Source organism: Paenibacillus alkaliterrae, assembly GCF_021532375.1.
In the GTDB taxonomy this organism is placed as follows: Bacteria; Bacillota; Bacilli; order Paenibacillales; family Paenibacillaceae; genus Pristimantibacillus; species Pristimantibacillus alkaliterrae.
The window spans coordinates 1-23,072 of sequence record NZ_JAKGAP010000038.1 but is presented as its reverse complement, the minus strand read 5'-3'; the positions used below and the strand labels follow the sequence as shown (position 1 = coordinate 23,072).

Genomic DNA, 23,072 nt, shown 5'->3' with positions numbered 1-23,072 from the left:
ATAAGTCATGAGGAGTGGTTTAGATGAAATTGTTATTCATTATTGCAGGAATGCTCTCTATAGCTAACCATAGTAAGGTAGAAGACGATTGTGTGAGTAAACTGAACGAGGCATTTGTAGGGAACGAACGGTACTGGAAATTAACTGCACGTTCCGAATAATCTGCTTGTTTCTGTACGTCGCTGGAATCATAAGCAATTGACCGTAAATTTAATCTATGTTCGAATCCTGAATATCGTGAACAAGAAAAAGGTGTTTCCTGCACAAGGAAACACCTTTTTCTTGTTCAAATATAGGTTCCGTTTATTTTCGTTATTCCACGGTAAAGAGCGAAGCTCCTTACCGTGGAATATTATTTATATGTGTGAAGTAAATTGACATATCGGGAATTTGAACGTTGGCATTTCAAGGTTATTGGAATCAATATACAACTGAAGACGAATTCACGTGCCGCATTTGGGGAAATGACGAACAATTATACATTCTGAATTGATTTCATACGCCATTTTGTTGTGAATGTTAAATTACCTCACAAATATTTATTGAGATATTCGTCGAAATGCGGTAAATTAGTAATAAGGATTTAAGGTGTTAGTATATATGACGTTGAATTGGGAGCTTATCTTAATAATCGATTGTTTAATTTATGAATGCTTAACTATTTAGGAGTGTGAATGTGATGAAGAAGAAGCTGGTTTTGATTGGTAACGGTATGGCGGGTGTAAATTGTATTGAGCAGATTTTGAAACTGGACCCGAACCGGTATGACATTACCATCTTCGGAAGCGAACCTCATCCGAACTATAATCGAATCTTGTTATCGTCTGTTCTGGCAGGCGATGCGGACATGAATGATATTGTTATCAATAGTTGGGATTGGTACCGAGAAAACAACATTGTCCTGCACACAGGGCATACGGTAAACGCTATAGATACGGTACGCAAGGTCGTCAGTACAGACAGCGGTATTCATGCATCTTACGATGAATTAATTGTAGCAACCGGCTCGCTGCCGTTCATGCTCCCCCTTCCGGGTGCGAATAAGAAAGGCGTTATCGCATTCCGCGACATTAAAGATTGCGAAACGATGATGGAGACAGCTAAGAAGTACAAAAAAGCGGTTGTTATCGGCGGCGGTTTGCTCGGATTGGAAGCAGCGCGGGGACTGCTGAATCTGAATATGGAAGTGTCCGTCGTTCATAACCACAAAATTCTGATGAACAGACAGCTGGACGAAACGGCTGGGATCATGCTGCAGAAGGAGCTTCAGCAGCAAGGTATGAAATTCCTTTTCGGAAAAAATACAGAAAAGATTTTAGGAAAAGATCGCGTAACAGGCGTTAGATTTACTGACGGTTCCGAAGAGTCCGCAGATCTTGTCGTTATGGCAGTCGGCATTAAGCCTAACGTGGCGATGGCTAAGAAGAGCGGAATTGAAATTAATCGCGGCATTATGATTAACGATTTCATGGAAACAAACATTCCGGGTGTTTACTCGGTTGGCGAATGCGCGGAGCACCGCGGGATTGCGTACGGACTTGTCGCACCGCTGTACGAACAAGGCGCCGTTCTTGCCAAGAGATTGGCGGGTTTGGAAACGGATGGCTATCATGGCTCCATCGTTTCCACGAAACTAAAGGTTTCGGGTGTGGATGTATTTTCGGCGGGAGAGTTCTGGGATGCTCATGATACCCGGGCGGTTCGCGTTCAGGATGAATTCGGCGGCGTTTATAAGAAAGTCGTTATTCGGGAAGGGAAGGTTATCGGCGCTGTCTTGTTCGGCGATATAAGCGACGGCTCCCGGCTGTTCGCCATGATCCGCAGCGGCGAGGATGTTACGGGGAAAGAGAAGGAAGTGCTGCTCGGCTCGGGCGGACCGGTCACTTCCGGCGCCGATATGATCGCCGCGATGAGCGACGATGAGATAATTTGCGGATGCAACGGCGTTTCCAAAGGAACAATTGTAGGGGCGATCAATGAAAAGGGATGCGCGAGCGTCAATGATATTAAAGCGTGCACGAAAGCTTCCGCATCCTGCGGCGGCTGCAAGCCGCTTGTTGCGGATGTGCTGACCTATGTGCTCGGCGCGGACGGCGTGAAGACCGTCAAGGAAGGCATTTGCGGTTGTACGGCGCTTAGCCGCGATGAAGTGGTTGAAGGTATCCGCGAGATGAAATTAACGACATCAAAGGAAGTTATGCACGTACTGGAATGGAACAATCCGGAAGGCTGCTCCAAGTGCCGTCCGGCCTTAAACTACTACCTTGGAATGGTATGGCCGGAGGATCACGAAGACGAGCGGGAATCAAGATTCGTTAATGAACGAAATCATGCCAATATTCAGAAGGACGGCACGTACTCTGTTGTTCCGAGAATTTACGGCGGGGTCACGACGCCGCAGGATCTGAAGAAAATTGCCGAAGTGGCGGTAAAGTATGAAGTGCCGTTGGTAAAAATTACAGGCGGACAGCGGATCGATCTCCTGGGCGTGAAGAAGGAAGATTTGCCTTCGATGTGGTCGGATCTCGATATGCCGTCGGGTTACGCATACGGCAAAACGCTGCGTACGGTAAAAACATGTGTTGGATCGACTTTCTGCCGGTTCGGAACGCAAGATTCGATTAGCATGGGAATCGAAATGGAGAAGCGTTTCGAGCGCTTAAGCACTCCGGCGAAAGTGAAAATGGCTGTGTCCGGCTGCCCTAGAAATTGCGCGGAAGCTACAATCAAGGATTTTGGCGTCGTTGCTATAGATGGCGGATGGGAGCTGTATGCCGGAGGAAACGGCGGGACGAAAGTAAGAGCCTGCGATCTGCTCGGCAAGGTGAAGACGGAGGAAGAGGTTCTGGAGTGGACGGGAGCGTACCTGCAGTATTACCGGGAAACCGGAAAATACAACGAACGCACGGCGGAATGGCTTGAAAGAGTTGGCCTGGATAACATTAAGGCCGCGCTTGCTAAGAAAGAGGACCGTTTAGCGCTCGTCCAACGCATCGAGCATGCGCTCAGCCTGACGCAAGATCCGTGGAAAGAAATCGTTGAAACCGATAAATTGCGCACAACATTTGAAAATCTGCCTGTTCCCGCAGCGAATTAGAAAGGGTGTCATCAGCATGAAACAAATTAAAATCGGTCATATTTCGGAAATCGAGAGTATGCGTTCACGCGTAATCTCGATCGGAGATTTGGAAATTGCATTGTTCAAGCTTTCGAACGGTGAAATAAAAGCGATCGAAAATAAATGTCCGCATAAAGGCGGGAAGCTTTCCGAAGGAATCGTATGCGATCATCATGTGTTTTGCCCGCTGCACGATTGGAAAATCAATTTGAATGACGGACAGGTACAGGATCCGGATGAAGGCTGTGTGGTTTCCTTCCGGGTGGAAGCGGACCCTGAAAGCGGCGATCTGTTTATACATTTGGAAGATAAAGCTTATAAAGCATCCTAAGAGAAACATTCGGGGAGAAAATGACCAATGGCAATGAATCAGACAAAAGCACTTATATATTCAACGGTCGCGATGACCGTATCCTTCATCATCTGGTCGGTGTTTCCGCCCATTGCAGGGCAGATTCAGGAGCTTTTTAACCTGAGTACGCTTGAGAAGAGCATTCTGATTGCAACTCCCGTTCTGCTCGGATCGATCATGCGGATTCCGATGGGCATTTTAACCGACCGGCATGGCGGCAGGAAAATGTTCACGCTCACGATGCTCTTCTTGATCTTGCCGATGGTAGCGGCCGGATTTGCTGATTCTTATGTATGGATGTTGATTTGCGCTTTATTTATCGGCATGGCGGGCACCACGTTTGCCATCTCTTTAACTTTTGTATCCAGATGGTATCCGCCGCAAAGCCAGGGATTTATATTGGGCATTGCCGGGCTAGGTAATTTGGGGGGTGCAGGAGCGAATTTTCTGATTCCGTCCATTTCTAGCGCGTACGGCATTTCTTGGGTATTTTTTAGCTTGGCAATTGGAATAGCGGTTATGGCTTTGGTGTTTCATGCCTTTACCAAGGACCCGCCAAAGTCTGCTGAGCCGAAAACCTTGAAACAATCATTGTCCGTTTTGAAGGAAAAAGCGACTTGGTATTTGTCTATCTTTTATTTTCTGACTTTTGGCGGTTTTGTCGCTTTCAGCGTTTATCTGCCGACGTTTCTTAAAGATTTGTTTCAGCTTAGCGCTTTCGATGCGGGACTTAGAACAGCGGGTTTTGTTTTGGCCGCTACGTTGATCCGGCCGGCGGGCGGCTATTTGGCGGACAGATACGGCAGCAAGAAAGTGTTAACGGTTGTCTTTTTTGGGATAATGGCTGCCGCGCTTGTCTTGTCCATAACGCTTAATCATTTCGTCTATTTCAGCTTCTTGTGTTTGTTTATTTCCTTACTGCTTGGTTTAGGCAATGGTGCCGTGTTCAAAATGGTGCCGGAAGTATCTTCGGGCAATACAGGAGCGGTTACTGGAATTGTCGGCGCGGCAGGAGGCATTGGCGGATTTTTTCCGCCGATTATACTCGGTATCGTCAAAGACACGACAGGCCAATATAATTTGGGAATTATTTTTATGGTCATATTCGCCGCGGCATGTTTAATCCTTAATTACTCCGCCTTGAGGCCGAAACAAACGGGAGTTCAGAAGAGCATGGAGCATACAGCATAGCTTCCCGGTGCCGGCAGCGTATGCCGGAAAAACCGGAGATGCGAACGGGACTGCTCTTTTAAAAAGGGCGGTGCAGCCGTTTCTACCCAATTGGAGGTTTAATGATGGCGAAAAGAAAATTAGTTGTGATCGGAAACGGAATGGCGGGCGTACGCTGCGTCGAAGAAATATTAAACATCGACCGGGATGCATTTGAAATAACTATTTTCGGCAAAGAGCCCCATCCCAACTATAACCGCATTTTGTTGTCGAAGGTGCTTCAGGGCGACACGACCATACAAGATATCACGATCAATGATTGGCAGTGGTACGAAGACAATCATATCCAACTTTTCACGAATGAAACGGTAACCAATGTAGATACTGAACGTAAGAGGATTGGAACGGAATCCGGGAAGAGCGTCAAATACGATGAGCTAATTTTTGCTACGGGTTCATTGCCTTTTATGCTGCCTTTGCCGGGGGCGAATAAAAAGGGTGTTACCGCCTTTCGGGATATTCGCGATTGTGAAACGATGGTGGAAACGTCCAAAAGCTATGAAAAGGCTGTAGTCATCGGCGGAGGATTGCTTGGGCTTGAAGCGGCTCGGGGATTGTTGAACCTCGGCATGAAGGTGGATGTCGTTCATATTTTTGACAGTATTATGGAAAGACAGCTCGACTCTACGGCCGCCAAAATGCTTCAGGCTGAGCTCGAAAAGCAGGGGATGCGCTTCTTGCTTGAGAAACAATCGGAAGAGATTATCGGACGGAGCCGCGTGGTGGGACTGAAGTTCAAAGACGGTACCAAGACCGATGCCGACCTGCTTGTCATGGCGGTAGGCGTCAGACCTAACGTGCAGCTGGCTAAGGAAGGCAAGATCGAAACAAACCGCGCTATCGTCGTCAACGATTATATGGAGACGAGTGTACCGAATGTATATGCGGTAGGAGAATGCGCGGAACATCGCGGCATTGTATATGGCTTGGTGGCACCGCTCTATGAGCAAGGGAAGGTACTCGCAAAAACGCTGTGCGGCGTGGAAAATGAAGGTTATCACGGTTCGGTGCTGGCGACCCAGTTGAAAGTTTCGGGCGTAGACGTATTTTCAGCCGGTGAATTTATGGATAGCGATGAAGTAAAGTCGTTGAAATGGATTGACGGTATCCGCAGCACGTACAAAAAAATTGTCATACGCGATAATAAAATTGTCGGTGCGGTTCTGTTTGGCGACATTAGCGAGGGTACGAAGCTCTTAGGGATGATCAAGCAGCAGACGGATATCTCCGTCTATGAGAAGGAAATGAATGGTGCGGGAGCACGCGGCCAGGAAGCGGGGGAAGCCGCAATCGCGGCCATGTCCGACAAAGAACTGGTATGCTCCTGCAATGGGGTTTCCAAAGGGACGATCATGCAGGCCATTGGGGAGCAAGGATTGCAAACAGTCGATGAAGTGAAAAAATGTACGAAAGCATCCAGCTCCTGCGGCAGCTGCAAAACGATGGTCAGCAGCATACTGGATTATGTGCACCGTCACGGCTTCGAGCACACAGTGGAGAAAGAAACCGTCTGCGCCTGCACAACGTTTAGCCATGATGAACTTATGTTGGAGATTCAGAAACGCCGCTTTACCGATACCGCTGAAATCATTTCCGCATTGGATTGGCAAACGGAGGCAGGGTGTGAAGTATGCCGCCCTGCGCTGCAATATTATTTAGGCGTGCATGGCTCAGCTGTGCTGCATGCGTATGAGGATATGCCGATGGGGATTCAAGCTGATGGCACCTATGCGGTTACGCCTAAAATGTATGGAGGTGTAACGACCCCGGAACAGCTGCGGCAAATCGCGGACATTGTAGAGAAATACGGAATTCCTCTTGTGAAGCTGCTGGAAGGACCGCAGCTTGGCTTGCTCGGTATCGCGGCAGCGGAAGTCAAGTCCGTTATGACAGATTTGAATATACCGAACAGCGGATCGGAATACGGGAAGACGGTGAGCACGATTGGAACATGCAGCGGTATTAAATACGCCGTAGATGCCATGCAGGATTCCATTGCGCTCGGCATCGCCTTGGAGAAGAAGCTGGAGCGGGTACGGCTTCCGCATGAAATAAAGATTGGCATCTCAGCCAGTCCGCACAACCGCGCGGGATCGCTGACGAAGGATATCGGAATCGTAGGGGTGCCGGGCGGCTGGGAGATGTATGCAGGCGGCAGCGGCGAACGGCAGGTTAAGCCGGGTCAGCTGCTTTGTACGGCCGCAACGGATGAGGAGCTGCTGGCACTTGTCTCTGCCTTCCTGCAGTATTACAGGGAGACAGGACATTATGCTGAGCTGGTTGCGCAATGGATCGAACGGTTGGGCCTGCTGCAAATCAGGGAGGCGTTATTCGACCCGTATCTCTTGCAAATATTAGGAAGCCGCATGGAGAAGGCGTTTTCAGATTCGCCAGAGCAAGCAAATCAGCAGCCGACGACAGCTGCAGTGACAAGGTGATCAGATGAAACCATTAACGGTACTAACGAACAAAACGGATTTCGAAACTGCTGCCGGACATGATCATATCATGGATACGCAGTGTCCTTTTTGCAGCGTGCAATGTAAAATGCAGGTCGTAGAGCATTTTGGCGAAGAACGAAATACGTATACCGTTCTTCCAAAGCCGAATGCCGCTTCGGAAGGCCGGTTGTGCATCAAAGGGATGAACGCATACCAGCATGCCCTCAGCAGCGAACGCCTCACCTACCCGATGGCCAAAGTGGATGGAACATTCGTGAGGGTCAGCTGGGAGGAGGCTTACCAGCTGATTCAATCCAACTTTACGCAAATTGGACAGCAGTTCGGAAGTCATGCAATCGGCGTGTACGGCGGCGGATCTCTGACCAATGAATCCGCTTATTTGCTTGGGAAATTCGCTCGGGTCGCGCTGCGGACCAAATATATCGATTACAACGGGCGGTTTTGTATGTCCGCGGCGGCGTCGGCCGGCATTAAGGCGTTCGGAATTGACCGCGGTTTGACTAACCAGCTATCTGAAATTTCATCGGCAAAGTGTATTATTTTGGCGGGCACGAATATTGCGGAATGCCAGCCTACGCTCATGCCATATTTTACGAGGGCGAAGGAGAACGGCTCTTATATTATTGCTATTGATCCAAGAAATACAGGCACAACCGAGATGGCGGATTTGCATTTAAAGGTAAAACCAGGGATGGACGCCGCTTTAGTCAACGGCATGCTGAAAGTGTTGGTGGACGAAGGTTATGTGGATGAATCGTTTGCCCGGGACCGTACCAAAGGCTTTAATGAGCTAAAGGAGCATCTTGCGGCTGTTGACTTGAACGAAATCGCGGAAATTACGGGCGTTCCGCTCGCGCAAATTCGCCAAGCGGCTGAAGCATTCGGCAAAGCAGCAACCGGTATGGTATTTACAGCAAGGGGTGTAGAGCAGCAGACAGATGGGCATATGGCCGTACGAAACTTCCTTAATATGGTGCTGATTACCGGGAAGATAGGGAAAGAAGGCTGCGGCTACGGTGCGATTACTGGCCAGGCAAACGGTCAAGGCGGCAGAGAGCACGGACAAAAGGCCGATCAGCTTCCGGGATACCGTTTGATTGAAAACCAGGCTGATCGTTCCTATATCGCAGAGGTATGGGGCATACAGCCTGAAGAATTGCCGGGAAAAGGCGTCTCTGCTTATGAAATGATGGAAAAAGTCCATGAAGAGGAGATTCGTGCTCTGTTTGTTATGGGCTCCAACCCGATCGTATCCAACCCGAACGCTAACTTTGTAGAAGAAGGTCTGCGTAAGCTGCAGTTTCTGGTGGTTGCCGATATGTTCCTCTCGGAAACGGCGAAACTGGCTGATTTGATTTTACCTACTTCCTCTTATTTGGAGAATGAAGGCACATTAACCAACCTGGAAGGCCGTGTTCTATTGAGAGAGGCAAGCCGGGCAGTCACGGGTGAGGTTAAGCATGATTGGGAGATCTTGTGCGGCATTGCGCATACCCTTGGGAAAGAATCTTATTTCTCCTTTACGTCTTCAGAGCAAATCTTCGAGGAGCTTCGTATAGCAACCCGCGGGGGAGTAGCTGATTACTATGGTATCACCTATGATCGGCTTCGGCGGGAAGAAGGGGTTTATTGGCCTTGTCCAAGCCTGGATCACCCTGGAGAAAAGCGATTATTCGAGTCAGCGTTCGCGCATCCGGACGGTAAGGCAGAGCTTATTGCGGTGAATAATCATTTCCCTGATGAGCAGGTAAGCGGGGAGTTTCCGCTGTATTTGACAACCGGCCGCGTACTCTCGCATTATTTGACAGGCGTTCAAACCCGAAGAAGCCATACGCTGGCGGCACGAAGCTTTGAATCATTTATGGAAATTCACCCGAAGACGGCACAAAAGTACCGGATCGAGGATGACTCGTTAATAAGGCTGGAATCGAAGCGGGGAAGTATCGTTGTCCGCAGCAAGCTGACGAGAGAAATTCGCGAGGATACGGTATTTGTACCCATGCATTGGGGCGATATTCAAAATGTTAACAAAATCACGAATCAAGCGCTGGATCCGACGTGCAGAATGCCTGGTTTTAAAGTATGCGCTGTTAACGCAAGGCCGCTTGTGGAATCCAAGTAGACTTGGCAACAAGCAGTGAATGTGAAATATCCGAAGCCTCGAAGGACTGTGTCCTTTGGGGCTTTTTTCGCACAACAAAAGAATGTAGTGGTATGCACGCGATGTTGGGTTTAAGTATTGGATTTACTGGGCATTAACGCTGAACAGGGCTATAATTGAACTAGAAGTCAAAAACAGATCATTATCAGACCGCCAGCTTTAAAGGAGCCTCAGCTATGAACCTGCCATTATCACAACCAAAGAAACAATCCGTAAGCATGAAAAAGCTATGGTCATTTTTTTTGCCGTTAGGTATTTCGGCAAGTTTAGTCACGGTTTCACATGTCATCATCAACAGTACGCTAAGCCGTGCCGCAGACCCCGAACACATTATCGCCAGCTATGCGATTGCGATGAGTCTGCTCGCTATTACGGAACGGCCAGCCGTGCTGCTGCGACAAACCTGTTCCACACTCGTTCGGGACAAACGATCATTTAAATCGACGCTCACGATGGCGCAGCTTGTATTTGCCAGCATTATGGCGATGGGTATTATCATCAGCTATACCCCGCTTGGTACTTTTATTTTTAAGGGCGTGTTCGGAGTCAGCGAAGACAATGTCCAAGATGTCGTTCGAGTATATAAGGTGCTGATGTTCGTAAGTTTGTTTTCCGGTATTCGCTGCCTTTACCAAGGCGTCATCATTTATCATTTACGCACGAAATGGTTAACCATTGGGATGGCGATCCGGCTGGCTGGCATGTATGCGCTTTCGCTTTATTTTATTCATACAGGGGTTACCAGCGGGGTTGTTGGAGCGGTGATATTTCTATTCGGAATGATAATCGAAGCTGCGGTCAGCTACTCAGAGGGCCGTTTACTGGTCCGAAAGATGCCAGACAAGCTGGAGAATCATGCGATAGACAACAAACGGCATGTTTTTTCTTTTTACCGGCCATTGCTGTTTTCCTCATTAATTTCGGTATGGATCGGTCCGGCCATTAATGCCATACTAGGGAAAACTTGGGATGCGCAGCTGGCTATCTCTTCCTTTGCTATCGCAGCTAGTTTAGTTATGCTGCTTAGCAGCTTTTTCAGTTATTTTCATCAGATTGTAATCAATTTCTATCTTACCGACCCGGCTGCAGTCCGAAAATTTATTTTGATGCTTGGCTTCGTGCCCGCCCTATTAATGGGATTAATAGCCTTCACACCTGCAGGTGTTTTTTTGCTGGAGCACGTCATAGGCGTTCATGGACGACTGCAAGTGGAGAGCATCCGGGTGCTGCAAGCATTTGTGCTGTTTGCGCTCGTTATGCCTTGGCTCGATGTCATGAATGGGCTTGTGCTCGTGCGCGGGCAAACGAAGCTCATTATCGGCTCCCAAATCGCCAATCTCAGCTTAACCTTTGTCACACTTCTTGTTTGTATAGGGTTGGCGCCTGAATGGAACGGTACGATTGGTGCTTGGGCGCAATCGATCGGTATGACTGCGGAGCTCATCTTCGTTGCGCTGGCGCTGCGGTTTATTAAACCATCGGATCCAGTGCCTACAGGCAATATTCGATAATTCTATGACGCTCTCGTTATCAATCTTTGGATTCTGAATTTTTCAAATCATTAGTTAGCAGTTGCAATAGATACGACTTTATATCTACGATACGCCTATACCCAGGCTTTTCATCCGTACCGCTAATGATCAAAGGAATAAGGGACTCTGTTTGATGGAGGGCTCCATGCCCTCCGCCGCCCCGATGCGTCGGTGAGCTGTGACCCACTAATTCATACCCTTTCTTCGCGGTAACTATTAAAAAATCTCCTTCGTGTGAATGAAAAGCACCGTACAGCCTTCTTAATCCATCTGGATATTCACCGTATTCAAGAGTTTTTTTATTTTGATTTATGCGCAAATCCAAAACCTCAGGATGCTGTTCAATCGTCCATGATTGACCGTAAGAGTCGCTAATAGGTCCATTTGGTTTATATTTTAATTGCTGTGATGTTCCTGCCTGAACCACATGAATCCATCCGTCTTCTTTCCATGAAATAAAATCGATACGTGCTTCTGCTTTTAAAACATTGGCAATATCGCTAATTGATTCATTGGTATTGAGCTTATACACATAGGCCATCGTTTCATTCACCGCAAGTACAATGTCCGTTTCTCTCGTTGCGGCTGCGCCAGGCTGCAAAAGCCTGTAGTTGTTCAAAATTTTTGTCAAATCAATGACCGGCTTTTTGCCGGCAGGCAGAATCTGACTCATTCCACTGTCACCGACAATCACTATAGTCGCTTTGTTCAATGCCTCTTCCGGAGATCCAAAAGCGTGCAGTAAAGATTGAAGCTGTTGATCCACTTTGATAACAGCGTCAAGCTCTGAAGGACCTTTCTTATGAATCTCTTGATCTAAATCAGGTAAATAAGCAAACAGAAAATCGGGCAGTTTATTGTTTTGAATTAAGTACTTTACGGTTTCAACCGTGTATTCGTTGTTGAAGCCCATCCGATTGGTTAGCGCGTCCGGCAGCGATTTTAAGCCTTCCAGCGGGTTGGAAAGGGCTCCGAATGATAAAAAATCAGGACCTTTCACATTTATTTCTGCAGGTAATCCAGTCGTTCCTTTGATCCAACGGGGGATAGACAATTTATGATCTACGGGTCCCCTGTAGATTATTCCGTTGATGGATCCGGTTTTTAATCCCTCTTTTTTCAATTGTTCATATATGGTTTCCGTATGCTGATCCAAATGCTTTCCGTTTAAATCAATTAATGCATTGGTGAGAACAGAGTCTACTCCTTGTTTAAGGATCTCGACAGGACCAGTGCCATAAGCAATGATTTTATTTTCATTGGCGGAATACCAAATTAACCCTGGAACTCGATGCTTATCGGGGTATGTTCCCGTAAGTAAAGAACTATCGATCGTGACGGACATGGTAGGGAAAGAACTGACAAGATCCTTATAATACTGCCCATGATCGATCAGGTACTGCAAGGTTGGGAGCTTGTTTTGCTTAATACCTTTATCAATTGTTTGATACATGAGGGTGTCGACCAAAAGAAGAATCACTTTTTTGGATTGGCGGCCTGTCTTGGACTTTACAAAGAGCAGGTCATTTTCCTTTGGCTTCACCTCACTCCCATAACACCCGGAGCAAAGCATGAGCGGCAATACGATTAAAATCAACCATTTGACAATACGCAAATTATGACACCTCTTTTTCCAGTATTTGCAGCCCCATTCCAAAAAGAGTACATCTTCATTTTGTTCGAAGAAATTTTAAGTATACAAGGGAATATGAGGAAAAGAACTCCAATTGTTCTTATGAGATAGATGGAATTAAAGTGCGGGAAAGTGCTCAAACTAATCATTCGATAGGTGAAAAGCAATTTGAGTCAAAAATAGAGCGATTTTGAGCAGTTCTATCGAAAGCTTTTTATCGATTGTTGTAATATGATTGAAGTATCCTAAAAAGAACAATTCGATTTGTTAGCGTTTACTTGTAAAGGTGTGAGAGTAATGGATGAATGGAAAACTCCGTTATACCAAGCAAAAGTAATGGATGAATGGATAACAGCTTTTTATCGCGTACAAGGAACGGAGCTGCCTATCGTTAATTTTCACTCACACCACGAATATGAGATTTATTTTTTTGGTGGAGGGGAGTGCAAGTATTTAATCAACAACCGGATTTATGATTTGCAGCCTGGCGATATCATCTTATTGGACGGTTTGACATTGCATAAACCGAACCCGCGTTATATCAGTACGTATACGAGGAGTATGCTTCATTTTTCTCCTTCATGGCTGCAAGAGCTATTGTCTGTTCTTGGATTGCCGAATTTGTTGGACCCGTTTCAAAACCTTAACAATTGTTTGCTTCGGACGGGGAATGATGAATCGGGGCAATTTGTAGAGGGGCGGATAGAGCGGATAGCTAACCTGTTGGTTCAAATGGATGAAGAGATGCAGCGAACAGGCCAGAAAAGCGAGTTGCTGGAAGCTGAAGTGAAAATGGAGCTAGTTCAATTGCTGTTGGGAATATATAAAATGGCTCAAAAAGAATTTACTCATGTGAAGAAAAAAGTGACGGGGAAAGAACAGCATGCCGAGGCCATTTCAACTTGGATTGATGCCCATTATACCGAAAAGGTTAGTTTGGATCAAATGGCTGCAGACTTGAATCTGAGCAAGTATTATGCATCGCATATATTTAAAGAAGTAACAGGCTTTACGGTGATGGAATATGTGATGGGATGCCGACTAAATCAAGTCAAGTATTTGTTGGAAATGGAGCCGGATCAATCTCTGACTGACGTGTCTCGAGCAGCAGGCTTTGAGAGCGTATCGCATTTTAGCCGGTATTTTAAAGATAAGATGGGGATCACGCCGTCACGTTATCGTGAAAATAAACGAATACACAGGAGGGACAGCCAGCAATGAATAAAGAGATCGTGATTTCAGGCTTCTCAGATGAAATTTCGTCTGAGTTTGATACCCAGCTTGAAGTGGTATCAAAGCTGGGCATGCGCTATATTTCATTGCGCGGTATTGATGGAAAGAACATCGGAGAGTTTTCCGTGGATGAAATAAAAGAAAATGTTTTGCCTCGTCTTCAAAAGTCAGGTATCGGTGTCTCATCCATAGGATCACCAATCGGCAAAGTGTTCATCAACGATGAAGATGGTTTTGCCAAACAAAAGGTGATGTTGGACAGGCTTTGCCAAATTAGCAACCTGTTAGATTGTAAATATATCCGCATATTCAGCTTCTATATTCCAAAGGGGGAGGATGCTGACAACTATAGAGATGATGTAATAAGTAAGTTGAAGAAATATGCCGCTATTGCGGGAAAATATGATGTTATTTTATTGCATGAAAATGAAAAGGATATTTATGGCGATATAGCAAGACGCTGCAATGATATTTTGAAATCGGTTGCCTCACCCTATTTTAAAGCCATTTTCGATTTTGCTAACTTTGTTCAGTGCGGAGAGGATACTGGGGAGTGCTACGAGCTGCTAAAGGATGAAGTGGTTTATATACACATCAAAGACGCCGTTTCAACAGACAGCCAAAATGTGGTTTGCGGTACAGGTGAAGGGAAAATACCCGAAATACTGGCGCTGGCGATAGAAAGCGGATACAAGGGCTTTTTAACTTTAGAGCCGCACTTAGTTTTATTTGATTCCTTAAAAGATTTAGAGCTTGAGGATGCGACAGAAATTATTAAGGATAACAAGGGACTAGATGGAGCAGGCGGATATAAGCTTCAATATGAGTCACTACTAAAAATCCTTGAAAATATAGAAAGCGAGGGAAAATAATTATGAGAAATGTAAGAATGGGAATTATTGGACTGGGAGCAGAAGGCGGTTTATACGCTGGATTTTTAGCAGACGGGAAAGTTAATAATATGGTGATCGGGGCAATTTGTGACATTGACCCAGCTAAAAAAGCATTGTCAGCTGAAAAGTATCCGGATGTTCCTTTCTATGACAACTACATTGATATGCTTGAGAGCGGCGATGTTGATGCCATCGTTACTTGTGTTCCGCATTATTTGCACCCTGAAATGGGAATTAATGCGTTACAAAGAAATATCCATGCTTTGGTAGAAAAACCAGCCGGCGTTTACACTAAACAGGTGAAACAATTAAACGATTTTGCAGCAACAAAGCCTGAACTTACTTTTGGAATTTTCTTCAATCAAAGAACTAATCCGCTTTATCAAAAACTGAAAGAGTTGATTGATAATGGTGAAATCGGTGAGATCCGCCGTACAAACTGGATGATTACAACCTGGTGGAGACCGCAAGGCTACTACGAGCAAAGTGCGTGGAGAGCAACTTGGGACGGCGAAGGCGGCGGTGTACTTGTTAACCAAGCACCGCATCAATTAGATTTGCTTCAGTGGATTTGCGGTATGCCGTCGAAGGTATATTCTAATGTCAAATACGGCTACCAAAGAAAGATCGCCGTTGAAGATGAAGTAACCGCCATGTTTGACTACGAGAATGGTGCGACCGGTGTATTTGTTACCTGCACACATGACGTTCTGGGTACGGACCGTTTTGAAATTTTAGGCGATAAGGGTAAAATTGTTGTAGATGACAGCAAGAAGATTACCATTAAACGACTTGTTAAACCCGAGTCTGAAATGAGCGCTACCATGAGCATGCAGGATGTTATGAAAATTTTCATGGGTCAAAGTGCATCTGAAATATACAATGAAGAAGTGCTGGAATTTGAAAGTGTATGGGGTGCTCAACATATAGCTGTTTTGGACAACTTCGCAGCAAATATTATTGATGGTACACCTTTAATCGCTCCCGGCAGCGATGGAATACATGGTGTTCGATTGGCAAATGCCATCCATCTGTCAAGCTTCTTAGGCGAAAAAGTAGAGATCCCATTTGATGAAGAGTTGTACTTAGCTGAATTGAATAAAAAGATTGAGGAAGAAAAAAGCAATCCGGTCAAAGTTTAAAATAAAATTAAACTAACTCATAACCTTAGGTTATGAGTTAGTTTTTAAAAAGGATGGACTTATGCTAAAGTCGGCTGTTATTGGACTTGGAGATATTTCTAACATTCACATCCCTGCTATTCAAGCTAACCCAAATGTAGAGCTAGTGGCGGTCTGTGACACGGATGAAACATTAAAAGGCAACGTATCTGGAGTGAATTTTTATACCGACCTGCACGATATGCTGGAAAAAGAAACGCTGGATTGCGTGCATATTTGTTTGCCGCACTATCTTCACCTTTCTGCAACGATAGCCTGTGTTGAAAAGGGTGTACATGTATTTCTAGAAAAGCCTTTGGCATTAAACACAGATGAGGGGTTAACCTTAGTCAAGCTAGAGGAAGACCATAAAGATGTTAAAATTGGCGTATGCTTCCAAAATCGCTATAATGAGTCCTTTGAAAAGCTGCAAGAGATTGTTCAAAGCGGGAAATACGGCGACATAATCGGTATAAAGGGGCTAGTCACCTGGTTCAGACCGAAGTCTTACTATGATGTTAAGCCGTGGCGGGGCAAAATGGAGTATGCCGGGGGTGGTGTATTGATTAACCAAGCCATCCATACTTTAGATTTAATGCAGCTGCTTGGCGGTGAAATGGAAACAATCCGAGGCTCTATTGATAACCTATTGGATTATGGCATTGAAGTAGAAGACACAGCAACAGCCCATATTCAGTTTAAAAACGGTGCTAAAGGATTATATTACGCAACGAACGCTAATACAGGAAATTCGAGTGTTGAACTTCAGGTGACTTTTGAAAAAGAAAAATTCACCATCAAAGACAGTATCCTAACGAGGCTTAATGAGAATGGAAAGAAAGAAGCAATCATTGAAGACACTAAGCTGCCTGGTTCCAAATTCTATTACGGGGCAAGCCATGTGAAATTGATTAATCATTTCTATTCCTGTATAGCCAATGATTCTCAGGATTATGTTCACGTAAAGGATGCGCTTACATCTATTCAGATGATTGACGCCATTCGCAAGTCGTCTGAATTGAAAAAAGAAATTAAAATGGAGGTTTTAACCAAATGAAAAAAGAAAAAATCGGCGTTCAAATGATGATGCTTAAAGGCAAAGTTGAAGAGCAAGGTGTCTATGAGACAATGAGAAAGTTAGATGAGCTTGGGTACCACTGTGTAGAGATATCACAAATTCCGATGACTGCAGAAAATGTATCTGAATTTAAAAGAGCAGCTGCTGATTTCGATATCAAAATCGCCTCAATGTCTGCCGCATTAGAGCCAATGATGCCAGGTATGCCAGGCGAGACACTAACGAATGATTTCGACAAAATAGTAAACGATTGCAAAACCTTAGATTGTAACTTCTTGCGTATTGGTATGCTTCCGTTCAGTCTAATGGGCAGTAAAGAAAAAATTATGGAGTTCATAGAAAAAGCTGAAATTATGGCAGAGAGATTAGCAGAGCATGGGATTGAATTATATTATCATAATCACCATATCGAATTCCAAAAATATGATGGTGAATATCTGTTAGACATCATCAAAAACAGCACCACTAAACTTGGTTTTGAGCTAGATGTTCACTGGATTCAAAGAGCGGGCGTAAACCCTATAGAGCTTATTAAAGAATACGCAGGCCGCATCTCATTAATTCACTTGAAAGATTACCGTATTGGGCAGCTGGATTTGAGTGATATAGATTTTAAGGACATGGGTAAGTTCTTCCAAAAATTCACCAACCTTATTGAATTTGCCGAAGTTGGTGAAGGCAACCTGGATATAAAAGGAATTATCGAAGCCGGACTTGAGAGCGGCGCACAATATTTCTTAGTAGAGCAAGACGATGTGTACGGACGTGATCCATTCGATTGCTTGAAAACTTCTGGCGACAACTTGAGAAAACTGGGTTATGGAGAGTGGTTTTAATGTCAAGTGCAGCAATGGAAAAAAGTCATGAAGGAAGTATCCATGATACCGCAGGAGTATAGACAAAAATACCTGTAAATAATGAAAGAAACGCCCCTGTTATAGGGGCGTTCTTCGGGTTATTTTATTAAGTGCCATTGAATAGGGGTATTTCGTTTGTTTTTTTAGGGGGGCTTCATAAGAGTGTCAAATTACAAAGATAACAATTATAGGACTAGACCGATTTTAACCGTACTTTTAATTGGAGCGATTGCTGCTATCTTAAATCAAACGGTCCTTAATGTGGCATTGCCGACGTTGTCAGAGGAGTTTGATGTTCCCACTTCGACTTCACAATGGCTGATTACTCTTTATATGCTCGTAAATGGGGTCTTCATCCCTATTACAGCCTTTCTTATGGCGCGTTTTTCTACACGTCAGCTTTTTTTTGCAGCAATGATTTTCTTTTCAGTAGGGACGCTAATATGTGGAGCAGCACCTACCTTTGCCCTTCTTTTGGCAGGACGGGTAATACAAGCGATTGGGGCAGGTATCGTCATGCCGCTGTTATTTAGTGTGGTCTTTCGCCTCTTTCCGCCGGAGAAGCGAGGGGCGGCAATGGGGATTGTTGGTGTAGCGATTACGTTTGCTCCGGCAGTAGGTCCCACTCTGTCAGGATTATTAATTACACAACTATCATGGCGGTACATTTTTTTTGCTATCTTACCATTTTCACTAACAGCATTAGTCGCTTCTTTCTTTTTATTGAAAAACGTTTCAAAGCCGCAAGCGATGAAGCTCGATATCTTAAGTGTCATGTTCTCAACATTTGGTTTCGGAGGTATTTTATATGGTTTCAGCATAGCAGGAAATTTGGGATGGGGAAGCGTGCCCGTCTTTCTCGCTTTAACGATAGGTCTTATTACACTTGTCTTATTTGTATTACGCCAACTCACAACAGACAATCCCTTGATAGACTTAAAAATTTTCAAATCAATTGAATTTACATTATCGATTGCTATTAGCTTCTTGGTAAGTATCGTCGTTTATTCGATGATGATTTTACTGCCCATTTATTTGCAAAGCAGTCGGGGGATGTCGGCATTTGAAACCGGGCTGTTCCTTTTACCTGGCAGCATTATAATGGCAATCATATCACCTATTTCAGGAAAAATATATGATAAATATGGAATAAAGTGGATAGGGGTTTTTGGCGTAATCACACTTGTTTTATCGACTGCGTTTTACACTAATTTGTCATACAGCACAGGGATTGTGCTGATGGCGTTTGTCTATATGGTTCGCTCGTTTGGTATCACTTTTTTATATATGCCGCTGATGACAGCTGGATTAAATGCATTACGTCCTGAATTGCATGGGCACGGTGCGGCGATGCAAAATACGCTTCAAGCTATTTCCGGGGCCATAGGAACAGCAATCATGACCACGATCATGACCACACAAACGAACCTATTTGTTGCGAATGAAGTAACGAAAACAGGTCAAGAAAATCCGACATCGACACAGTTAAGTGAAATTACATCAGATGGATTACTTCATGGGATTAATATTTCATTCGTAACAGCAACGATATTCGCAGTGGTCGGACTTGTTAGTATGGTCGCGTTGGCGTTTGCGCTTGATAAGAAAAAGAAAAAATTAAAAACAATGTTGTCAAATGAGGGAGTCTATTAAAGTCCCTACCTTTGTTCGGACGTGATCCATTTAGAATAGCTGAATTAACGAAAGGGAGTTGATGGTCTTGGATTGTATTTATTGTGCCCATGACGGTAAGTTGGAGAAGCTTATGATTGAAATAGAGAGGCTTCGGGTTTCAACGGTGTTTTTATTTAGAGAACAGACTTATAAAGGAAGATGTGTGGTAGCGCTGAACGAGCATCACAGGGAATTTTTTCATCTATCCCAAGAAATGCAAGATGCATACATGAGAGATGTTGCTCAAGTGGCGCGTGCTGTAGAGCAAGCCTTCTCAGCAGACAAAATAAACTATGGTGCATTTGGAGATACCATGCCTCATATCCATTTCCATATTGTACCCAAACAAAAAGATGGGCCTGAGTGGGGAAAAATGTTTGAGATGAACCCTTCTGCGAATAAGCAGCTTACGGAGGCAGAATATCAAGATATTATCGAGCAGATAAAAAGCCATTTGTTGGATCTCCAAAGGGAGTAAATTCTTATGAAGAGATTCACAACCACAAAAAATTACAAACTTATCTCAAATTACATCCGTATTCATCCTCACTGTAAGCCTTTACAATAAAGATGCGGCTTACTTAAAAGGAGGAAAGAATACATGATTCGAATTTGGAAAGGGATAAGAGCCGGAGCCTTGATGATTGACCGAATTGTTGAGACCTTTGCACTATTTGCTTTGGCAGCCATGACGTTGATTGTCACGATGCAGGTGTTAACGAGGAAGGTGTTTAATTTCGTGTTCATCTGGTCGGAGGAGGTTACTCTGTTGCTTCTTATATGGTTTGCTATTCTGGGGATCGCAATTGGTTTTCGTGAGAAACTGCATTTGGCGATGGACTCATTCACCAATTTATTCCCTGCATCATGGAATAAGGTGCTCGACAAGATCATTGGAAGCTGTACATTCATGTTCGGAGTATACCTGATCGTGTATGGATGGGACTTCACCGTTATGATGCACGCTAATACATTTGCGGCGACAAAATGGCCGGTTAGTGTGATGTATGCTGTGATGCCGATCACAGGTGTAATGGTTTGTTTCTACTCGTTTCTAGAACTAATCGGTGTGAACACAGTTCGTCATAAAGATCTTGGGGAGGCGGGGGGCGAATGACAGCAACAACGATAGCAATCATTATCCTAGCCGCCAGTTTTGTCGGATTAATCTTGCTCCGTTTCCCTATTTCAATGGTACTCATCTTATCTTCGTTGTTTACTGCTATTTATTTGGACATTCCTCTTGCTGTCATTGGCCAGCGAATGGTGCAAGGTATGAATTCGTTTTCATTGTTGGCTATTCCATTCTTTATTTTAGCAGGTCAGATCATGAGTGAAGGTGGAATGGCGCTGCGATTAATAAATCTGGCGCAGTTGACCGTTGGTGCGATTCGTGGTGGTTTGGCGATGGTTAATTGCGTGGCATGTATGTTGTTCGGGAATATTAGCGGATCAGCCGCTGCCGATGTTTCTTCTGTTGGATCAGTCATGATACCTCAGATGAAGAAGAAGGGCTATGACGCTGATTATACGGTCGCAGTTACAACATCTGCAGCTATTCAAGGTGTAGTCGTGCCGCCAAGCCACAATTTGATCCTATATGCGCTAGCTGCAGGCGGCGTGTCCATCTCAAGTCTGTTTCTTGCTGGTATTGTTCCTGGTCTTGTATTGCTAACCGGATTAATGATTACGTCCTATGTTATAGCTAGGAAGCGAAAGTACCCGAAGGGTGAACCTGTCGCGCTAAAAGAAGTCCCTCGTATCATAAAGGACGGATTTCTTTCGATGATGACAGCAGTTATTATTCTGGGGGGCATATTCTCCGGTTGGTTTACAGCGACGGAGTCAGGAGCGTTAGCCTGTGTTTATGCCTTTATCCTAACCTTCTTTGTTTACCGAGACATACCTTTATCGCATATAAAGACTATTTTTCTGAAGACTTTTCGGACGGTAGCGATGGTTCTATTCCTGATCGCAACTTCGAATGCCTTTGCTTGGGTTTTGACCTATTTGAAGATTCCTACACTTATAACAGAGTCGCTTCTAGGTATTTCTGATAATGTGATCCTGATTCTCTTAATTATTAACATTCTTCTCCTTATACTGGGCGCACCGCTTGATATGGCCCCGCTGATTCTGATCATGACGCCCATTCTCTATCCGGTTGTGACAGCGCTAGGTGTAGATCCTGTGCATTTCGGTATTATACTCATCCTTAACTTGGGCATCGGGTTAATCACACCGCCTGTCGGTACGGTGCTGTTTGTCGGTTGTGCAATCGGGAAGGTATCAATCGGGCAAGCCTCAAGGGCGCTCATTCCGTTTTTCTTAGTTATGGTTGCGGTATTGTTATTACTTACCTATGTTCCGGCAATTACGATGTGGCTTCCGAATTTAGTTAATGGTTGACGAAGAACAAAATAATACAAATCTACGCCAAGATTATCCCTTACCACTCTGAACGCGCTTTCATTATACTGAAGATGTAAAACAATAAAAAGCAATATAAAAAGGGAGGCAAATAAAGATGTTGCAGAACAAAAGACTGGTTAGTTTATTTTGCTTAGTCATGATTATCGCATTGGCATTATCTGCATGTGGAGGTGGCAATAATGCCGCTAACAACGAGAAAAATAAGAATGACAACGGTGCTGCTGAGAATACACCAGCTCCTGCTCCTCCGGCGGAAGGTCCGAAATACAACTTCCGACTTGCTGAGACGCATCCGGCTGATTACCCGACAACCAAAGGAGATATGAAATTCGCTGAGCTCGTTAAGGAAAAGTCTGACGGACGTATTACCATCGATGTATTCCCATCAGCACAGCTTGGTGAGGAAAAATCGGCTATCGAGCAAGTACAGCTCGGAGCAATCGAGTTTACTCGAGTCAGCAGTTCACCATTGGGAGAATTCAATAAAGAATTTGGAGTATTCAGCTTACCGTATATTTTTGATAATGATGAGCATGTTTGGAAGTTCCTGCTTGGTGATGCGGGAATGAAATTGTTAGACAGCTTGGAATCCTCAAGGTTAAAAGGGTTGGGTTACTATACCTCAGGCTCTCGGAACTTTTATTCTGAAAAGCCGCTTAAATCATTGGAGGATCTGAAAGGTTTGAAAATCCGCGTCCAAGAAAATCAACTGAACATCGCGATGATTGATGCACTAGGAGCGAATGCAACGCCAATGCCTTATGGCGAGGTATACAGTGCACTGCAAACAGGCGTTATCGATGGTGCTGAGAATAACTACCCTAGTTACTTCTCCAGCAAACACTACGAAGTTGCAAAGAATTATATTCTTGATGGTCATCAACGTGTACCTGAAGTTCTCATGATGTCCAAAACGGCTTGGGATAAATTGTCTCCAGAAGATCAAGCTATTATCAAAGAGGCCGCTCTTGAATCCATAACTTTCCAACGCGAAGAATGGGCCAAGTATGAGAAATTATCCGAAGAGCAAGTACGTGCAGCAGGTGCAACCATTACTGAAGTTACAGATGTGACACCATGGCAGGAAGCCGTTAAACCAGTCATTGACGCTAATCGTCAGCAATATAAAACGATTCTGGATGCGATCGATGCTGCTCGTTAATGGTTCTTCCCAGTTTAGCGTGACTATTTGCTGTCAATCATTGTAGTAGAACCCTGAAGGGAGATACCATTGATGACGGAAAATGAGATATTTA

17 protein-coding genes are annotated in these 23,072 nt (G+C 44.7%); 16 read left to right on the top strand and 1 reads right to left on the bottom strand.

The genetic code is table 11. The features are described from left to right. Nucleotides 1–679: 679 nt before the first annotated feature. The 6 genes from nirB (L1N85_RS16230) (at nucleotide 680) to L1N85_RS16205 (ending at nucleotide 10,834) form a co-directional block, all read left to right on the top strand. The gene (gene nirB, locus L1N85_RS16230; protein ID WP_268818321.1) at nucleotides 680–3,097 is read left to right on the top strand and encodes a nitrite reductase large subunit NirB; all 2,418 of its coding nucleotides are present in this window, start codon (nucleotides 680–682) and stop codon (nucleotides 3,095–3,097) included. 16 nt (nucleotides 3,098–3,113) lie between these two features. After that, the gene (nirD, locus tag L1N85_RS16225) at nucleotides 3,114–3,449 is read left to right on the top strand and encodes a nitrite reductase small subunit NirD (RefSeq protein WP_235240125.1); all 336 of its coding nucleotides are present in this window, start codon (nucleotides 3,114–3,116) and stop codon (nucleotides 3,447–3,449) included. 33 nt (nucleotides 3,450–3,482) lie between these two features. After that, nucleotides 3,483–4,661, top strand: coding sequence for an MFS transporter (locus L1N85_RS16220; RefSeq protein ID WP_235240131.1), 1,179 nt, complete (start codon nucleotides 3,483–3,485; stop codon nucleotides 4,659–4,661). A 104-nt stretch (nucleotides 4,662–4,765) separates the two neighbouring features. Beyond that, a complete protein-coding gene (nirB, locus tag L1N85_RS16215; protein ID WP_235240124.1) occupies nucleotides 4,766–7,138 on the top strand; it encodes a nitrite reductase large subunit NirB in 2,373 nt (790 codons plus the stop codon). 4 nt (nucleotides 7,139–7,142) lie between these two features. Next, nucleotides 7,143–9,284, top strand: coding sequence for an assimilatory nitrate reductase catalytic subunit NasC (gene nasC / locus L1N85_RS16210; protein WP_407946455.1), 2,142 nt, complete (start codon nucleotides 7,143–7,145; stop codon nucleotides 9,282–9,284). Nucleotides 9,285–9,499: 215 nt separating this feature from the next. Continuing rightward, nucleotides 9,500–10,834, top strand: coding sequence for a multi antimicrobial extrusion protein MatE (locus L1N85_RS16205; RefSeq protein WP_235240123.1), 1,335 nt, complete (start codon nucleotides 9,500–9,502; stop codon nucleotides 10,832–10,834). 19 nt (nucleotides 10,835–10,853) lie between these two features. Here L1N85_RS16205 and L1N85_RS16200 read toward each other — a convergent pair whose 3' ends face one another. Continuing rightward, nucleotides 10,854–12,470: an alkaline phosphatase family protein gene (locus L1N85_RS16200; protein WP_235240122.1), complete on the bottom strand. Its 1,617-nt coding sequence runs from the start codon at nucleotides 12,468–12,470 to the stop codon at nucleotides 10,854–10,856. 315 nt (nucleotides 12,471–12,785) lie between these two features. Here L1N85_RS16200 and L1N85_RS16195 point away from each other — a divergent pair, with 315 nt between their 5' ends. From L1N85_RS16195 to L1N85_RS16150, 10 genes are all read left to right on the top strand, one after another. Further along, a complete protein-coding gene (locus L1N85_RS16195; RefSeq protein WP_235240121.1) occupies nucleotides 12,786–13,709 on the top strand; it encodes an AraC family transcriptional regulator in 924 nt (307 codons plus the stop codon). Beyond that, nucleotides 13,706–14,593: a sugar phosphate isomerase/epimerase family protein gene (locus L1N85_RS16190; RefSeq protein WP_235240120.1), complete on the top strand. Its 888-nt coding sequence runs from the start codon at nucleotides 13,706–13,708 to the stop codon at nucleotides 14,591–14,593. The genes L1N85_RS16195 and L1N85_RS16190 overlap by 4 nt, the downstream gene beginning before the upstream one ends. A gap of 2 nt (nucleotides 14,594–14,595) precedes the next feature. Then, a complete protein-coding gene (locus L1N85_RS16185) occupies nucleotides 14,596–15,756 on the top strand; it encodes a Gfo/Idh/MocA family protein (protein ID WP_235240119.1) in 1,161 nt (386 codons plus the stop codon). Nucleotides 15,757–15,817: 61 nt separating this feature from the next. After that, nucleotides 15,818–16,831 carry a Gfo/Idh/MocA family protein gene (locus tag L1N85_RS16180; protein ID WP_235240118.1) on the top strand — a complete coding sequence of 338 codons (1,014 nt, stop codon included), beginning with the start codon at nucleotides 15,818–15,820 and terminating at the stop codon, nucleotides 16,829–16,831. Further along, nucleotides 16,828–17,688, top strand: coding sequence for a sugar phosphate isomerase/epimerase family protein (locus L1N85_RS16175; protein WP_235240117.1), 861 nt, complete (start codon nucleotides 16,828–16,830; stop codon nucleotides 17,686–17,688). Before L1N85_RS16180 ends, L1N85_RS16175 begins: the two co-directional genes overlap by 4 nt. A 183-nt stretch (nucleotides 17,689–17,871) precedes the next feature. Beyond that, nucleotides 17,872–19,362, top strand: a complete 1,491-nt coding sequence (locus tag L1N85_RS16170; protein WP_235240116.1) for a DHA2 family efflux MFS transporter permease subunit — start codon at nucleotides 17,872–17,874, stop codon at nucleotides 19,360–19,362. 112 nt (nucleotides 19,363–19,474) lie between these two features. Beyond that, nucleotides 19,475–19,861, top strand: a complete 387-nt coding sequence (locus L1N85_RS16165; protein ID WP_235240115.1) for an HIT family protein — start codon at nucleotides 19,475–19,477, stop codon at nucleotides 19,859–19,861. Nucleotides 19,862–19,984: 123 nt separating this feature from the next. Then, complete coding sequence (locus L1N85_RS16160; protein ID WP_235240114.1) at nucleotides 19,985–20,500, top strand: TRAP transporter small permease; 516 nt, start codon at nucleotides 19,985–19,987, stop codon at nucleotides 20,498–20,500. Beyond that, complete coding sequence (locus L1N85_RS16155) at nucleotides 20,497–21,792, top strand: TRAP transporter large permease (protein WP_235240113.1); 1,296 nt, start codon at nucleotides 20,497–20,499, stop codon at nucleotides 21,790–21,792. The genes L1N85_RS16160 and L1N85_RS16155 overlap by 4 nt, the downstream gene beginning before the upstream one ends. Before the next feature lie 118 nt (nucleotides 21,793–21,910). Then, nucleotides 21,911–22,978 carry a TRAP transporter substrate-binding protein gene (locus tag L1N85_RS16150; protein ID WP_235240112.1) on the top strand — a complete coding sequence of 356 codons (1,068 nt, stop codon included), beginning with the start codon at nucleotides 21,911–21,913 and terminating at the stop codon, nucleotides 22,976–22,978. Nucleotides 22,979–23,072: the final 94 nt, after the last annotated feature.

Bases quoted from the DNA above. Each gene is read 5' to 3' on its own strand.
- nirB (WP_268818321.1), top strand. From the start codon at position 680: ATGAAGAAGAAGCTGGTTTTGATTGGTAACGGTATGGCGGGTGTAAAT.
- nirD (WP_235240125.1), top strand. From the start codon at position 3,114: ATGAAACAAATTAAAATCGGTCATATTTCGGAAATCGAGAGTATGCGT.
- L1N85_RS16220 (WP_235240131.1), top strand. From the start codon at position 3,483: ATGAATCAGACAAAAGCACTTATATATTCAACGGTCGCGATGACCGTA.
- nirB (WP_235240124.1), top strand. From the start codon at position 4,766: ATGGCGAAAAGAAAATTAGTTGTGATCGGAAACGGAATGGCGGGCGTA.
- nasC (WP_407946455.1), top strand. From the start codon at position 7,143: ATGAAACCATTAACGGTACTAACGAACAAAACGGATTTCGAAACTGCT.
- L1N85_RS16205 (WP_235240123.1), top strand. From the start codon at position 9,500: ATGAACCTGCCATTATCACAACCAAAGAAACAATCCGTAAGCATGAAA.
- L1N85_RS16195 (WP_235240121.1), top strand. From the start codon at position 12,786: ATGGATGAATGGAAAACTCCGTTATACCAAGCAAAAGTAATGGATGAA.
- L1N85_RS16190 (WP_235240120.1), top strand. From the start codon at position 13,706: ATGAATAAAGAGATCGTGATTTCAGGCTTCTCAGATGAAATTTCGTCT.
- L1N85_RS16185 (WP_235240119.1), top strand. From the start codon at position 14,596: ATGAGAAATGTAAGAATGGGAATTATTGGACTGGGAGCAGAAGGCGGT.
- L1N85_RS16180 (WP_235240118.1), top strand. From the start codon at position 15,818: ATGCTAAAGTCGGCTGTTATTGGACTTGGAGATATTTCTAACATTCAC.
- L1N85_RS16175 (WP_235240117.1), top strand. From the start codon at position 16,828: ATGAAAAAAGAAAAAATCGGCGTTCAAATGATGATGCTTAAAGGCAAA.
- L1N85_RS16165 (WP_235240115.1), top strand. From the start codon at position 19,475: ATGATTGAAATAGAGAGGCTTCGGGTTTCAACGGTGTTTTTATTTAGA.
- L1N85_RS16160 (WP_235240114.1), top strand. From the start codon at position 19,985: ATGATTCGAATTTGGAAAGGGATAAGAGCCGGAGCCTTGATGATTGAC.
- L1N85_RS16155 (WP_235240113.1), top strand. From the start codon at position 20,497: ATGACAGCAACAACGATAGCAATCATTATCCTAGCCGCCAGTTTTGTC.
- L1N85_RS16150 (WP_235240112.1), top strand. From the start codon at position 21,911: ATGTTGCAGAACAAAAGACTGGTTAGTTTATTTTGCTTAGTCATGATT.